This window comes from Synechococcus sp. W70.1 (genome assembly GCF_047461515.1).
In the GTDB taxonomy this organism is placed as follows: domain Bacteria; phylum Cyanobacteriota; class Cyanobacteriia; order Thermostichales; family Thermostichaceae; genus Thermostichus.
Genome location: NZ_JANSHH010000013.1, coordinates 172,866 through 186,006 on the forward strand (window position 1 = coordinate 172,866; position 13,141 = coordinate 186,006).

Annotated in this window: 14 protein-coding genes; 6 read left to right on the top strand and 8 right to left on the bottom strand. The window is 58.7% G+C overall.

The window, feature by feature from the left end; all coding sequences use genetic code 11:
- Position 1 precedes the first annotated feature (1 nt).
- From NW808_RS02920 to NW808_RS02930, 3 genes are read right to left on the bottom strand one after another with little or no spacing between them, the layout of a single operon-like run.
- Positions 2-1,165, bottom strand: a complete 1,164-nt coding sequence (locus NW808_RS02920) for a molybdopterin molybdotransferase MoeA (RefSeq protein ID WP_414420225.1) — start codon at positions 1,163-1,165, stop codon at positions 2-4.
- Positions 1,143-1,616, bottom strand: coding sequence for a nitrate reductase associated protein (locus NW808_RS02925; protein WP_011429093.1), 474 nt, complete (start codon positions 1,614-1,616; stop codon positions 1,143-1,145). The genes NW808_RS02920 and NW808_RS02925 overlap by 23 nt, the downstream gene beginning before the upstream one ends.
- A complete protein-coding gene (locus tag NW808_RS02930) occupies positions 1,613-3,691 on the bottom strand; it encodes a molybdopterin oxidoreductase family protein (protein ID WP_414420226.1) in 2,079 nt (692 codons plus the stop codon). Before NW808_RS02930 ends, NW808_RS02925 begins: the two co-directional genes overlap by 4 nt.
- Before the next feature lie 501 nt (positions 3,692-4,192).
- Between NW808_RS02930 and NW808_RS02935 the strand changes: the two genes are divergently transcribed.
- The 6 genes from NW808_RS02935 (at position 4,193) to NW808_RS02960 (ending at position 9,722) form a co-directional block, all read left to right on the top strand.
- A complete protein-coding gene (locus tag NW808_RS02935; protein ID WP_099812592.1) occupies positions 4,193-4,627 on the top strand; it encodes a type IV pilin protein in 435 nt (144 codons plus the stop codon).
- A 121-nt stretch (positions 4,628-4,748) separates the two neighbouring features.
- The gene (locus tag NW808_RS02940; RefSeq protein ID WP_414420227.1) at positions 4,749-6,071 is read left to right on the top strand and encodes a dihydroorotase; all 1,323 of its coding nucleotides are present in this window, start codon (positions 4,749-4,751) and stop codon (positions 6,069-6,071) included.
- 40 nt (positions 6,072-6,111) lie between these two features.
- Entirely contained in the window at positions 6,112-7,113 is a 1,002-nt protein-coding gene (rapZ, locus tag NW808_RS02945) for an RNase adapter RapZ (protein WP_414420228.1), read from the top strand.
- Entirely contained in the window at positions 7,106-8,464 is a 1,359-nt protein-coding gene (locus tag NW808_RS02950) for a gluconeogenesis factor YvcK family protein (protein WP_414420229.1), read from the top strand. The genes rapZ and NW808_RS02950 overlap by 8 nt, the downstream gene beginning before the upstream one ends.
- A gap of 401 nt (positions 8,465-8,865) precedes the next feature.
- The gene (locus NW808_RS02955) at positions 8,866-9,462 is read left to right on the top strand and encodes a protein-L-isoaspartate(D-aspartate) O-methyltransferase (protein WP_414420352.1); all 597 of its coding nucleotides are present in this window, start codon (positions 8,866-8,868) and stop codon (positions 9,460-9,462) included.
- A 74-nt stretch (positions 9,463-9,536) separates the two neighbouring features.
- Positions 9,537-9,722 (top strand): hypothetical protein, encoded by a 186-nt coding sequence (locus NW808_RS02960; RefSeq protein ID WP_414393115.1) that lies wholly within the window; start codon positions 9,537-9,539, stop codon positions 9,720-9,722.
- Here NW808_RS02960 and NW808_RS02965 read toward each other — a convergent pair.
- The 5 genes from NW808_RS02965 to NW808_RS02985 form a co-directional block, all read right to left on the bottom strand.
- Entirely contained in the window at positions 9,719-10,288 is a 570-nt protein-coding gene (locus NW808_RS02965; protein ID WP_414412201.1) for a peroxiredoxin, read from the bottom strand. The two genes, NW808_RS02960 and NW808_RS02965, sit on opposite strands and share 4 nt — an antisense overlap.
- Positions 10,289-10,330: 42 nt before the next feature.
- On the bottom strand, positions 10,331-10,837 hold the full coding sequence (locus NW808_RS02970) for a GNAT family N-acetyltransferase (RefSeq protein ID WP_414410584.1): 507 nt from the start codon (positions 10,835-10,837) through the stop codon (positions 10,331-10,333).
- A gap of 188 nt (positions 10,838-11,025) precedes the next feature.
- Complete coding sequence (locus NW808_RS02975) at positions 11,026-11,172, bottom strand: hypothetical protein (protein WP_414410585.1); 147 nt, start codon at positions 11,170-11,172, stop codon at positions 11,026-11,028.
- 646 nt (positions 11,173-11,818) lie between these two features.
- Positions 11,819-12,568: a precorrin-2 C(20)-methyltransferase gene (locus tag NW808_RS02980; RefSeq protein ID WP_414420230.1), complete on the bottom strand. Its 750-nt coding sequence runs from the start codon at positions 12,566-12,568 to the stop codon at positions 11,819-11,821.
- Between the two features lie 20 nt (positions 12,569-12,588).
- Entirely contained in the window at positions 12,589-13,032 is a 444-nt protein-coding gene (locus tag NW808_RS02985; RefSeq protein ID WP_414420231.1) for an STAS domain-containing protein, read from the bottom strand.
- Positions 13,033-13,141 lie beyond the last annotated feature (109 nt).

Below are 13,141 nucleotides of genomic sequence, written 5' to 3' on the forward strand. Positions count from 1 at the left end.
CTTAGTACCACGGATAGAATTGGATGCTTTGCTCGGGGCTGAGGGTAGTTTGAGCCGGGGGTAACTCTACAAAGCCATCGCTGTCTGTTAGAGCGATGAAGTCTCCGGAGTTGTTAGGCATAATCGGTGTAAAGACTCGGTTGGCGCTCATCTTAACGGGAACAAAAAGAGTGAGATTGGGTTTGAAGGTAATGACTTCACTTAGGTGCCCAGAGTCAGTGTTACGGTTGAGGAGATAACGATGCAAACATACAAGAGCTGAGATGGGGTTGCCTGGGAGGCCCCAAACTATAGTATTGGCCTGATGGTCGATGCCAAACCACATTGGCTTGCCTGGCTTTTGCGCCACGCCGTGGATGTAGGCAGTAACACCACAGCTTTGCCAGATGGCCGGCAAGTAGTCACACTTTCCCCTTGAAACACCCCCAGAGTAAATCAAGAGGTCGTAGTTTGGGGTATTGGCTTGGTAGTGGGTGGCAATGGCAGCAGGATCGTCCGGAAGGTGATCGGTCTCAACCTCGGTATACCCGTAGGCAAGAAGAGCCGCTCGGAGGGCCTCAGCGTTGGAGCGCCGCAGTTGGTAGGGTGCAGGGGTCTGCTCAATGGGAATCAATTCGCTGCCAGTTGCCACAACTTTGATGCGAGGAGTCCTCTCAACTTGGATGCGGCTGTAGCCAAAGGAGGCCAAGATCCCGACGTGGATGCTCTTGAGGGTAATGCCGGGGCGGAGAACCAGCGCTCCTGCAGAACAATCGCTACCTTGGGGATGAACAAAATCACCCCTGTTGCGTTCGACTTCCTGGGTGATGGTGGCAATTCCTCCCTCGATACGAATTTGCTCGTAGGGAATGACGAGATCACTACCCAGCGGCAGGGCACAGCCAGTCATCACTTCCAAGCACTGCTGCGGATCGGGCAGGGTGGCAGGGCTTGTCCCCGCAGGGGCTATGCCTGCAACAGCAAAGCTTCGCTGCCCAGCAGCATAAGCGGCATAGTTGATGGCGATACCGTCCATCAGGACCCGGTTAATTGGCGGGTAGTCCCGATCGGCGTAGATCGGCTCTGCCAAAACCCGGCCCACACAGCTTGCAATCGGGATCGACTCGGTTTTGGCTGGCAGCCAGTGGTCTTTAATAATGGCTTCAGCTTCCTGGACAGTGACCATAGGTGTGGGGTGCGGAAAATTCCTGAAAGGCGGGTAGGAAATTGCGGTTTTCGTGGCCAGGGCGACTGAGCTTAATGAGGGCAAAGCGCTGCAACGGGGTCAGCTTTTGCCATAGCTCAAGAGTCAGCACGACCCCCTTGGCTGCCGCCTGCTCAAGAACGCAGTCAGGGATGGTGGTAGCGTCTTCCCAGGCAGGGTTTGGATCAACAGTTACCTCAGCGGCCTGCTCTTGGCAGACACTTTCGATAAGGTGAATTAGGTAGGCGCGGTAGGCAGCTCGGTTGTCAGCGGTATCCGTTGGCAGGTCAACCAAACTTTGGCGCTGCTGGTAACTAAAACGCAGCCACTGATGTAACTTGAGCTTGATGCCGCACTGATCGAGCTTTAAGCGCACGATCATGGGAATGCAGCGAAGGCTGTCGGCAAAGTCTTGCTCAAACTTAAAGATCATTTTGGTGGCAGCTCGATGCGACTAAGCTTGACGGCACAGGCTTTGAGTTCAGGTTGCTTTGAGCTGGGGCAGGCAACCGGGTGGGTGAGAGCGTTACAGCTTGTATCATTGCCCCACAATGCCCCCCAGTGCATGGGCATGAACACTGTGCCAGGGCTGATGGCGCAGGTAATTTTAACCGGCAGGGTAGCCTTGCCGCGCCGTGATTCAATCCTCACCCAGTCACCCTCAGTTAGCCCTACCTTGCTGGCATCGCGGGGATGGATTTCGAGAAAGGGTTGGGGGTGCATTGCTCGGATTTTGGCGACATGTCCAGTGCGGGTTTGGGTGTGCCAATGGCCATAGAGACGTCCTGTGGTGAGGATGTAGGGATATTCAGGGTCGGGCGGCTCGGCAAGGCCGCGGGAATGGCTGGGGATAAAGCGGGCACGACCTGTGGGCGTTGGGAAACGGTGATCGGTATAGAGGTTGCGGGTCTCCACTGAACCTGTGCGCGGATATGGCCATTGCTGAGGCCCCTGGCGCAGGAGCTCATGGCTGAGGCCAGACTGATCGCAGAGACGCCCGGCAGTTAGACCCACATATTCGGCAAAGACCTCAGCGCTATCGGCAAAGTCAAATGCCTTGGCAAAGCCCAGGCGGCGGCCTACTTCCGCCCAAATTTCCCAATCAGCCCGCGCTTCACCAGGAGGGTTACGCCAAGCTGGACAGAGGGTAACGCGGCGCTCCGAATTGGTCATGGTGCCTGTCTTTTCGCCCCACTGGGCAGCAGGGAGTACCAGATGGGCATAGGCAGTGCTTTCGGTGGGGAAGTAGGCGTCTTGGACAATCGTAAAGGGCGACCGCGCCAGAGCTGCTTCTACCCGACGTAGATCAGGCAGGCTCACCACGGGATTGGTGGCGGCAATCCAGAAAATATCGAGGGCATCGGCTTCGAGGGCACGGATCATCCCCAGCGCATCAAGGCCAGGTTCAGGGTTAATTGGGCCAAGCTGCCAGTGCTGCTCCACTGCTGCCCGATCCTCTGGATTCGTAACCTTGCGGTAGCCGGGCAATAGATGTGCCAAGCCGCCCGCTTCTCGACCGCCCATAGCATTGGGCTGACCTGTTAGCGAAAAGGGCCCTGCCCCTGCAAACCCTATCTGGCCGGTGAGCAAATGGAGATTGATGAGGCTGGTCACCTTGGCCGTGCCTTCGCTGGACTGGTTAAGCCCCATCGACCACATGGAAAGCGTTTTCTGCGACTGCTGCCACAGTCGCGCAACAGCAAGTACCTCCTCAACTTCTAGGCCACAGCGGCTGGCTACTTGCTCAGGGGTGTAGTCGGCAACCAGGGCAGCATAGGCTTCAAAGCCTTCGGTGTGCTGGGCAATGAAGTCATGGTTGATGGCGCCCCACTGAATGAGTAGGTGAGCAATGCCATTGAGCAAGTCAATATCGCTACCTGGAGTAATCCTCAGATACAAATCGGCCTCCTCAGCCGTCTGCGTACGACGGGGATCCACCACAACAATCTTTAGGCTTGGGTCGCTTTTGTGGCGCTTGCGCAAGCGATTGAACAGAATTGGGTGGCATTCAGCGGTATTGGTGCCGATCAAAAAAGCCAGCTCGCAGCTATCGAGATCCGTGTAGCTACAGGGGGGGCCGTCCGAGCCGAGACTCTGGCTGTAGCCCTCTACGGCAGAAGACATGCAGAGGCGGGAATTGCTGTCGAAGTTATTGCTTCCTAGACACCCCTTAAGTAGCTTTTGGGCAATGTAGTAATCTTCGGTTAGCAACTGCCCTGAGCCGTAGATGGCAATCCTTTCGGGAGAGGTCTGGCGAATGCGCTCGACAATTAAATCCAGCGCTTGATCCCAGCTCACCGGCTGGAAATCCTCGCTGAGGCTAGGGCGATAGAGAGGCACCGTAGCCCGATTGCAATCGAGGGTTTCCAGGAGAGTCGCACCCTTAACGCAAACCATGCCCTGGCTGGACGGATGAGCTCGATCGCCGCGAATTTTTGTGCCGTCGGCCAGAATTTCTAGGCCACAACCAACCCCACAGTAGGGACAAAGGCTGCGTACGTTATCCATGTTCCCCCTCTGTTGTTACTTGGCTTGGTGTGGGCAAGGCGGCCGTAGGGAAAGAAGCTAGGGGTGTTGGGCCTAAGGCCTGCTTATCTAGCTGTCCTTGCCGCGGTTCTCACAAGTTCCAACGCCCCAGCCTAGAGACATTGACCTGGAACTTTTGTAGCTTGCGTTACTTTTTGCTCCTCACTATGCGGAAACATCATAGGAGGAATGCTTGAGCAGCATAGCCACCTTCTGCCAACTGCGGTTAGGTCTCTAGGCAAAGCAAGGGAGAAACAGGCAAGGAGTGCTCCTAAAGGCTCCGTCCTGCTAGACGAGGCGAGGAAAGTTTTAGGTCTGTAAAGGGCAACCTGAGATCAAGCTGCATAGGGGAGAAAGGCCCCCGAGTCGTTTGCACTTGGATACTGACGCTCCAAAGGGGAAGCAGACGCTGCTATGAGCTGACTTTCTCTTCATAAAGCCTATCTAATGCTCTGCCGTCGAGCAACTAAAGCTCCGCACGTCATGACCTTGATCAAGCTGCTGGCGGTAATCGTAATTGTCGGCATTCTCTCTGCTATTAGCATTCCCAATTTTCTTAACCACATTCGCCGTTCCAGAGTTGCAGAAGCCCAGACAGCTCTAGCAGCTATCGGCGGTGCTTCAGAAGTTTTCCGAATGGACTTCATGGTTTATCCTCCTGCCTACGCCGATATTGAATTTGGCGGGATCCACAGGGATCGCTATTTGCAAGATCCTTGGCAAGCCCCCAACTATCGTCTTCCTGAAGTTGTTCCTCCCACCGCCAGCTCAAGCGGCGTTCGTTGGATGACTGAGTCTCACACACATACAACTGTTAGTGGGGATCTCCTGCGCTGCGACCTTGGCTTAGGGGATCGCCAGCAAGAGGTTTTGGCCTCTGGCTACGACCTGCGCAGCTCTTGCAACCTCTATCGCTAGGAAGACAAGACTCGGGCAACTTGAGCTTGAGCTGCCGACTAGCTGTTCCATCGATTGGCCGGTTCTTAACCTGCTCGACAGGTGTTATCTTGAAAGCGCCTGTGAAAGGGGAAGCGGAGCTTTGGCCAGTAGCCTGCTGATCCGCAATGCCGAGCTGGTGGTACCGGAAGGGGATCCCTGGGTGGGAGATGTGCTGGTGCAGGACGGGCGGATTGCCCAGATTGGCCAACATCTCTCCACAGAAGGGGTGGCTAGGGTCATCGATGCCGAGGGCCATACCCTAATGCCGGGGGTGATTGATCCCCAGGTTCACTTCCGCGAGCCAGGCCGCGAGCACAAAGAAGACCTGCAGACGGGATCCTGGGCTTGCGCTCGCGGTGGGGTAACCAGCTTTTTGGAGATGCCCAATACGGATCCGCCAACAATTGACCAGAGAACGCTGGAGGACAAATTGGCGCGGGCTGCCAGCAAGTGCGTCGTCAACTACGGCTTTTTCATTGGAGCCACTGCCGATAACTTAAAGGAGCTGCAACGGGCGCAAGGAGCCTGCGGCATCAAGATCTTCATGGGATCCATGCATGGTCCGCTACTGGTGGATGATCAGGCTGCCCTAGAGAGGATCTTTGCCGAAACGGATCCCAACCTGGTCATTGCTGTCCACGCTGAGGATCACGCGCGGATTCAGGCCCGCCGAGCTCTTTTTGCCGGACGTACGGATGTGGCGGTTCACTCCCTCATTCAGGACGAAGAAGCAGCCTTGATTGCCTCGCGCCGAGCTCTAGACTTGGCCACCCGCTACCGCCACCGCCTGCACATTTTGCACCTCTCCACTGGCCTGGAGGTGGAGCTGCTGCGCCAGCACAAGCCGGCCTGGGTCAGCGCTGAGGTTACCCCCCAACACCTGCTGCTGAGCACTGCCGATTACGCTCGCCTAGGCTCCCTGGCTCAGATGAACCCGCCGCTGCGGGATCCCGCCAATTTGGAGCAACTCTGGCAGGGGCTGCACGACGGCATTCTGGACTGCATCGCCACTGACCATGCCCCCCACACCCTGGCCGAGAAGGCCCAGCCCTACCCCCACTCCCCCTCTGGCATGCCTGGGGTGGAGACGGCCTTGCCCCTGATGCTGACGGCCGCGCAGCAGGGCCGCTGTACCCTACACCAGGTGGTGCAGTGGATGTGCGAGGCGCCGGCCCGCCTCTACGGAATCCCCAACAAGGGGCGGCTACAGGTGGGCTACGACGCCGACCTGGTGCTGGTGGATCGCCGTACACCTAAGCCAGTGCGACGGGAAGAGCTGCTGACCAAATGTGGCTGGAGCCCCTTCGAGGGCTGGGAGTTGGTGGGCTGGCCGTCGCTAACCATTGTGGGCGGGCAGATCGTCTTTCAAAACGGCCAGGTGGATCCCTCGGTGCGTGGCCAGGCCCTGACAGTTTGCCGCTAGCAAGTAGAGGTAGATCCCCCCTCGCCCTAGAATAGGCTGCATGGACAATCAGCCGACAAAACCAACCCCTGCGGCCCCAGCCGTTCTGGTGCTTGCCGGCCTGACCGGAGCAGGGAAAACTTTGGCCGTTCAGCAACTCGAGCAACTGGGCTACACCGGCCTGGAAGGGATCCCGCCTGCCCAGGTCATCCCCTTGGTTGAAGCGATGCGGCCCCACCACGCCGCTTTGGCCATTAGTTTAAATCTCCACGCCCAAGAGTATCGGGAGCAGCTCCCCGAGCTAGATGCCTGGATGCGAGCCCAGGGGATCCCTTTCCTGTTCCTAGAAGCCCGGCCTTCGGTCTTGCTCAAGCGTCTTAGCGCCCACCGTCGCCCCCACCCCCACCACACCGGTGGCGGCCTGCTGGAAGCCATCGAGCAAGAAATCCGCGAACTAGCCCCCATCCGGCAGCGCTGCACCCACCTGCTGGATACCTCGGAGCTCAATAGCCAACAACTGCGGCAGCAACTGCAAGCCTTGGTGCAGGGGCTCCCCCAACCTCTCAACCTGCGGCTAGTGAGCTTTGGCTTCAAGTACGGCATTCCTCCTGAGGTCAACCTGCTGTTTGACGTGCGCTTTCTGCCCAACCCTTTCTTTCAGCCCCATCTGCGCCACCTCACTGGCCAGGATCGGCTGCTGCAGGAGTTTCTCTTTGCTGATCCGCTGACCCAGTCCACCTACCAGCAGATCTTTTCCCTCCTCCGGGCCTGGTGGCCCCACTATCGAGCAGAACGGCGGCCTCACCTAACCGTCGCCATCGGCTGTACCGGCGGACAACACCGCTCCGTGGCCCTGGTGGAACGCTTGGCCCAGGATTTGCAGCCTTGGACCCTTCCTGCCAACGGCTCTGGCCTGCCCGAGCTCAACCTCCAGGTTCAGCACTGCCATTTGCTGGAGTCGCAGCGGGAGCTGGAAGCCTGCTTTGGAGCACCGCCTGCTGGCCCCACCAAGGAGCAGCCAGAGGCTAGGATCCCTTTGGCCGGCGTTCTTTCCCATGAGTAAACCTGAGCTCCGCAACAAGTCCCCCCTCCGGGGACCTCGCCGCCGCAAGGCTGCCTGGTGGCGAAGTGGCTGGAAATGGCTCTTCCCTGGCCTGGCCGTCAAACGCTGGCTGAGCCTGGCCGTGGGAGGCGTACTCCTGATGCTGCTGGGCATTGCCATTTGGACGGAGCTGACCCCCATCTTTCGCCTGAAGCGGCTAATCGACATTACCCTGCGCTGGATCACCACCTGGATCCCGAACAACATCAGTGGTCCCTTGGTAACCGGGATTGGCTTGGTGATGGCGGTGCTGGGCTTTCGCAGCGCCCTGCGCTCCATCGAAGATGTGCTGATCCCGGAAGGGGACGAAGCGCTGGTGGATAGGCTCCTATCGCATCGGCGGCTAAGCCGTGGCCCTCGCATCGTGGTGCTGGGGGGTGGCACCGGCCTCTCCAACCTGCTGCGGGGGCTGAAGCACTACAGCTCCAACATCACCGCCATCGTTACCGTGGCCGATGACGGCGGCTCCTCAGGGCGCCTGCGGCGGGAGATCGGCGTGTTGCCCCCTGGCGACATCCGCAACTGCCTCACGGCCTTGGCCAACGAGGAAAAGCTCCTCACCGAGCTGTTCCAGTACCGCTTCCAGGCGGGGGAAGGGCTGAGTGGACATAGCTTCGGCAACCTGTTCATCACCGCCCTCACCGCGGTAACCGGGGGCGACCTGGTCCGGGCCATCACCGCTACCTCTCAGGTTTTGGCCATTCAGGGACGGGTGCTGCCGGCTACTCTAGCCGATGTCACCCTCTGGGCCGAGTTAAGCGATGGCCGCCGCGTCGTGGGTGAGTCCAACATCACCAAAGCTAGGGGGCGCATCTGCCGCATTGGCTGCGATCCCCCCAACCCTCCCGCCTTGCCCGAGGCAATCGAGGCTATTGAGAAAGCAGAGTTGGTAGTGCTGGGGCCGGGCAGCCTCTACACCAGCATCATTCCCAACCTCCTCATCCCCGAAATTGTCGAGGCCCTGGCCAGAAACATGGCGCCCCACATCTACGTGTGCAACATCATGACGGAGCCGGGGGAAACCGACGGCTACACCGTTGGAGATCACGTCATGGCCTTGGATCGGGTGGCGGGCCTGCGCCTGTTCGATGCCGTCCTGGTGCAACGGGATCCCCCTTCCCCTCGCACCCTAGAGCGTTACCGCCGCAACGGCTCCGAGTTTGTGGTTTTGGACCCGGATAAACTGGCCTACTTGGGCTGCCGGGCCGTTCTGGCCAACGTCATGCAAGAGGATCCTGAAACTGGCTTGGTGCGCCACAACCCTGAGCGCCTAGCGGCAATGCTGATGCGCTGGTTCGACAGACACCGCTAAGCCCTCCTGTAGCTCCTAGATTCTTCCATCCCCTTGCGGGGAAAAGCCGGAATTGTCAGGTTTTCTTGGCGGGGGAGGAGGGAAACTTCCCGGCGATGCCGCTTCGCTAGCAACGACTCACCCCGACGGATTTTGGCCACCCTGGGCCCTTGCAGGATCGGGGCTATGGAATTTCCGGGAGAAATTTGTGGCAGCAGGTTTAAAAGTGGGCCAGGATCGAGGTGAGGGATCCCAAGTTACGGCGCAGCATTCCAGGAAAATCCTGGCAGGCTGTTAGCTTTGGAGGTTAGGCGCCAATGGTAAGGTTGTTCTCGTCCCTCTTTAGCAGGACGGGTGGGGTTCGCCTTCCTCAGCCCTGTGCCGAGAGTGGCTTGGATCCCTGGGCTGACCAACGGGAACGGATGGTAAGGGAGCAGATCCTTCAGCGCGGGATCCGGGATCCCCGGGTGCTGGAGGCGATGCGCAAGGTGCCGCGTCACCTTTTTGTTCCCCCCGAGCTGCGGGATCGCGCCTACAGAGATTGCCCCCTGCCCATCGGCTACGGCCAGACGATCTCTCAGCCCTATATCGTTGCCTTTATGACCGAGGCAGCCCGCCTCACGCCTGAGTCGGTGGTGCTGGAAATCGGCACTGGTTCCGGCTACCAAGCGGCCATTTTGGCTGAGCTGGCCCGACAGGTGTACAGCGTGGAGCGGCTGCCTCCCCTAGCCACCCGCGCTCAGCAAACTCTGGCCTCCCTTGGCTACCGCAACGTGGAGGTGCGTCAGGGAGATGGCTACCAGGGCTGGCCGGAACACGCCCCCTACGACGCCATTGTGGTTACAGCCGCACCCCCAACCGTGCCGACAGCGCTTCTGGATCAACTGGCGGTGGGAGGTACCCTAGTGGTACCGATAGGCGAAAGCAAGGCATCCCAGTCCCTGCTCATTCTCCACAAAACGCCGGAAGGAGTGGTGCAAAAGGAAGCTTTCCCCGTGCAATTTGTGCCCATGGTCTAGGGCAGGGGTTAGCAAAGGCCGCGATCGGACTAGGAAAGCGATAAGCTGGAGGAGCTGAGGCAACCACTGCAGCTATGGAGCCAGCGGAAATTGCCGCCCTAAAAGAGCGCATCAGACGTATTCGCGAGCGCCGGCCCGTCCTGGTCAAGCTTTTGGAAAGGCCGGATCTCGGGGACTTGCGCGTCGATGTCAACCAAGCCTTAGAGGAGATTGACGAGCTGCTGCAAGAGTTCGAGCAGACCTTTGGCCCCCAGGACTAGCCCTTCTTGGTAAGCTCCTGCAGTTGGGCCAAGACCTCGGCGCTGTGCCGGTAGGGGTTGACGATTGGGTAAATAGCCCGCAGGATCCCATCGGGATCAATGAGAAAGGTGTTGCGCAGGGCCATATCCCCCATCCACGAGCCGTAGGCGCGGCTAACCGTGCCCTGGGGATCCGACAGCAAAAGAAACTGCAGCCCCTCTGCTAGGCAAAAACGGCGGTGGGAGTCCACCGAGTCGGCGCTTACGCCCACAATCTCCGCTCCCAGGGCCTGGAACTTGGGCAGATCCTGCTGGAAGCGGCGGGCCTCGATCGTACATCCGGCAGTGAAGTCGCGGGGGTAGAAGTAGAGCACAACCCACTTGCCGCGAAAATCCGCCAGGCGCCGCACCTGGCCCGACTGATCTGGCAGTTCAAACTCCGGCGCTGGGGCCCCAATCGAGGGCAGGGGAGTAGTGCCCCACTGGGCAAAGGCGGCCTGAGCCCCTCCAAAGCTAACCAGCAAAGCTACAAACAAAGCTACAAATACGGCCCCCCAGCCCCTCCTGCTCACGGTCTCAACGTCCACGGCAACGCCTCTCTCGCCTTTTCCCTCCTAGTTTACATAACTTTACGGCAACCACTTGCAGAGCAAAAGCTGGGGTGGGATCCCCAGCCACTGCCAAAGCTGAGGGGTGCGCTCGAGGGGCACGTAGCCCAGTTGGGTGTAGAGTTGCTGGGCGGGCAAGTTATCTTCCAGGACGTGCAGCTGTAACCGGCGATAGCCCCACTTCTGCACTACCTCCTCGGCGCTGAGCAGAAGCTGTCGCGCAATTCCCTGCCGTCGCCACTCTGGCAGCACCGCCAAGTTCGAAAGGTAGGGATACTTCCCGTGGGCCATCGCCCGCAGCGAGATCTCAGCAGTCCCCACCACTTTCGACTCCACCGCCGCCGCTAAGCAGCAGTAGTAGGGATCCCTGGCTGCCAGCTTGAGGCGTAAATCCTGACGAATGATCCGTTTGTGAATGGGGTGCAGCCAGCGTTGCAGGCCTAGGGGCGGGTAAAAGACCTGGGCAAGAACCTCCACCACAGGATCCAGGTCGACGGCTGTGGCGGGATAGACCACGAGGGAGGGCACTGTGGAGGGAGCGCTTACGTATCCCTACCATTTTCGCAAACAATGCGAAGTGGCGGCCCTTGCTCGGGAACCGCCACCCCAGCACCAAAGCCAGAGCTTAACAGCCCTGAAACGAAGACCAACCCGCTGGCCACCTCTTAGGAGCTCAACCCCTGGACGTGGCAAACCCCTCTCCTTCCCCCCTCGTCCTACAGCTCACCGGCATAGCGAGCCGAGCGCTTGCCGCGATAGATATCATCTGTGATGGGCTGGTAGCCGACTTCCACTAGGTCGGACTTGGCAGGGGTGAACACGCGAATAACTGCTCTTGCAATTTTCGACAGAAAGGTAAACATAGAGACCCCCCACCTCAAGAAATCTCAAGTTTTACTAAAAATCTCGGCTCGCTAGAGCCTGCAGGAGGAGCACCTGAACCTCACCGAAGCACCGGTTTTCCACGTCTTCTCCAATCTTCGCTGATTCTTGCTGGAGACTCGAAATAGCAGGCCGGCGCTTCCAGAAGCAGCAGAACTTACTGTCTTTTCACCACTCCAGACGAGGTAAGCGACCCCTCACGCTACAGTGCCTGGCTTCAGTAAACCCAGCCGCTATTTGATTTAACTCCCATGTCCCTTAGCTTGGGGGAAAACCTGTCGGAGAGGCCAGGTGCTCCACTAGGCAAGACAACCCCTTGCTTGATACACCTGCCAGCACAGCCAATTGAGAGCTTACGTGGGATCAACTTGAGAGGTTGTTTTGCTGGCAGTTTTGAGGCTGAGCAAGTTGCAAGCCGGTGTCTTACCTTTCCGCTGGATCTACCTCCTTTCCTGAATCACTACACCTCTAATCTAGCCCAGGCCGCCTACCCCTGTAGCGGCTGGCAACTGTTTTTAACAGTTTATGTTACTTCTTCAATTTGATTTCCATCTTTCTTCACGGGTAGTACACGCAGATCCTGCGGTCAAATCTTCTTGCTTTTTCTCCTGGAGAAAAGCTCATTTTTTAGGAGCCTTTTGGCAAGTCAGCCACTCGAGGAGAGCTGCGATTCTGAGGCCACAGGATTAATAGGGAAAAGTAGGGGGGGCGGTAGTCGGCCAATCCGTCGAGGGTGGGGAAAAGGGCTTGCTGGGGCCAGCCGGCCCAGACCACTAGGCTAGCCCGCTGCAGCCAGCCTTTTTCGGCCAGCCACTGCCAAACTTGGGGGTAGACGGAAGCCACCTTCATGAGGACAACCACCTCAGCCCAAGCACAGGCCTCCTCCAGCTCTGCTAGGGCAAAAAGAGCGGGCAAAATTGCCAATTTCTCGGGGCCGAGGGCCAAAGGGGATCCCAAAGCCGCCGCAGCAGCCAGAGGAGAGCATACCCCCGGTACGACCTGGATGGGCAGGTCAGGGAGCCGCTGCCGTAGGGCCTGGGCCAGGTAGGCAAAGGTGCTGTAGAGGCCCACATCCCCTTCGCAGACAAAGGCCACATCTTCTCCCTGCTCCAGAAGGGGAGCTAGTTGCTCGGCAGCCGCCTCCCACGCCGCCTGGAGGAGCTCAGGCTGGGTAACAAAGGGCAAAGGCAGGGGCAAGAGCGTTTGTCCCGGTTGCAGCCAAGGACGCACGATTTGGTAGGCCAAACCAGGCTGGCCAGCAGCATTTTGGGGACAGGCCACCCAGTTGACAGCCTGGAGAACCCGAACAGCTTTTAGGGTCAGCCACTCGGGATCCCCGGCGCCGGCGCTGATGCCCCAAAAAGTCCCCAGACCCATTCCAATATCCCAGCAGCGGCCTAGGGAGCTTCGCCCTTGGGCTCCTCCGGGCTAGATCCGGCGGCTTCGGAGCCAGCCTCAGAGGGGGGAGAGGCCTGCTCGGAGCGCCTTTTGCTCTCTGCAGCTAGATAATCCAAAGCTTCCTGGAGTGAATTGCGCAGGGACAAGAACTTCTCCAGCCGCACCAGCTTTACCGTTTGGGTAATGCGAGGATTGCTCACTACCTGGAAGATGCCCCCGCGCTCTTGCACCAATTTGGCCAGTTGCACCAGGGCACCGACGCCGGAGCTGTCAATGAAATCGATCCCTGTCAAGTCCAGGATAAGGTTGGGGGATCCCTTTTCTAGGTGCCTGGTGACCACTTTCACGAACACCGGCTCAGAGAAGGCATCCAGAAGGCCGGCTAGGTGGAAGACCTGGCAGTCTTCCAGGGCCTCGTGGCTACCACGCAAGCTAACTGTCAAAGACAGAGGTTCCGGAATGGCTTCTCTCCTTTATCTCGACTGCTCCAAAAGGCTTATACAACCTTATACAACACACCAGGGGACAAAACTGTAAGCCCCTCGTACTGCT

What these genes read in the sequence shown, in the direction of transcription:
- NW808_RS02920 (WP_414420225.1), bottom strand. Translation starts at nt 1,165, where the DNA reads ATGGTCACTGTCCAGGAAGCTGAAGCCATTATTAAAGACCACTGGCTG.
- NW808_RS02925 (WP_011429093.1), bottom strand. Translation starts at nt 1,616, where the DNA reads ATGATCTTTAAGTTTGAGCAAGACTTTGCCGACAGCCTTCGCTGCATT.
- NW808_RS02930 (WP_414420226.1), bottom strand. Translation starts at nt 3,691, where the DNA reads ATGGATAACGTACGCAGCCTTTGTCCCTACTGTGGGGTTGGTTGTGGC.
- NW808_RS02935 (WP_099812592.1), top strand. Translation starts at nt 4,193, where the DNA reads ATGACCTTGATCAAGCTGCTGGCGGTAATCGTAATTGTCGGCATTCTC.
- rapZ (WP_414420228.1), top strand. Translation starts at nt 6,112, where the DNA reads ATGGACAATCAGCCGACAAAACCAACCCCTGCGGCCCCAGCCGTTCTG.
- NW808_RS02950 (WP_414420229.1), top strand. Translation starts at nt 7,106, where the DNA reads ATGAGTAAACCTGAGCTCCGCAACAAGTCCCCCCTCCGGGGACCTCGC.
- NW808_RS02955 (WP_414420352.1), top strand. Translation starts at nt 8,866, where the DNA reads ATGGTAAGGGAGCAGATCCTTCAGCGCGGGATCCGGGATCCCCGGGTG.
- NW808_RS02960 (WP_414393115.1), top strand. Translation starts at nt 9,537, where the DNA reads ATGGAGCCAGCGGAAATTGCCGCCCTAAAAGAGCGCATCAGACGTATT.
- NW808_RS02975 (WP_414410585.1), bottom strand. Translation starts at nt 11,172, where the DNA reads ATGTTTACCTTTCTGTCGAAAATTGCAAGAGCAGTTATTCGCGTGTTC.
- NW808_RS02980 (WP_414420230.1), bottom strand. Translation starts at nt 12,568, where the DNA reads ATGGGTCTGGGGACTTTTTGGGGCATCAGCGCCGGCGCCGGGGATCCC.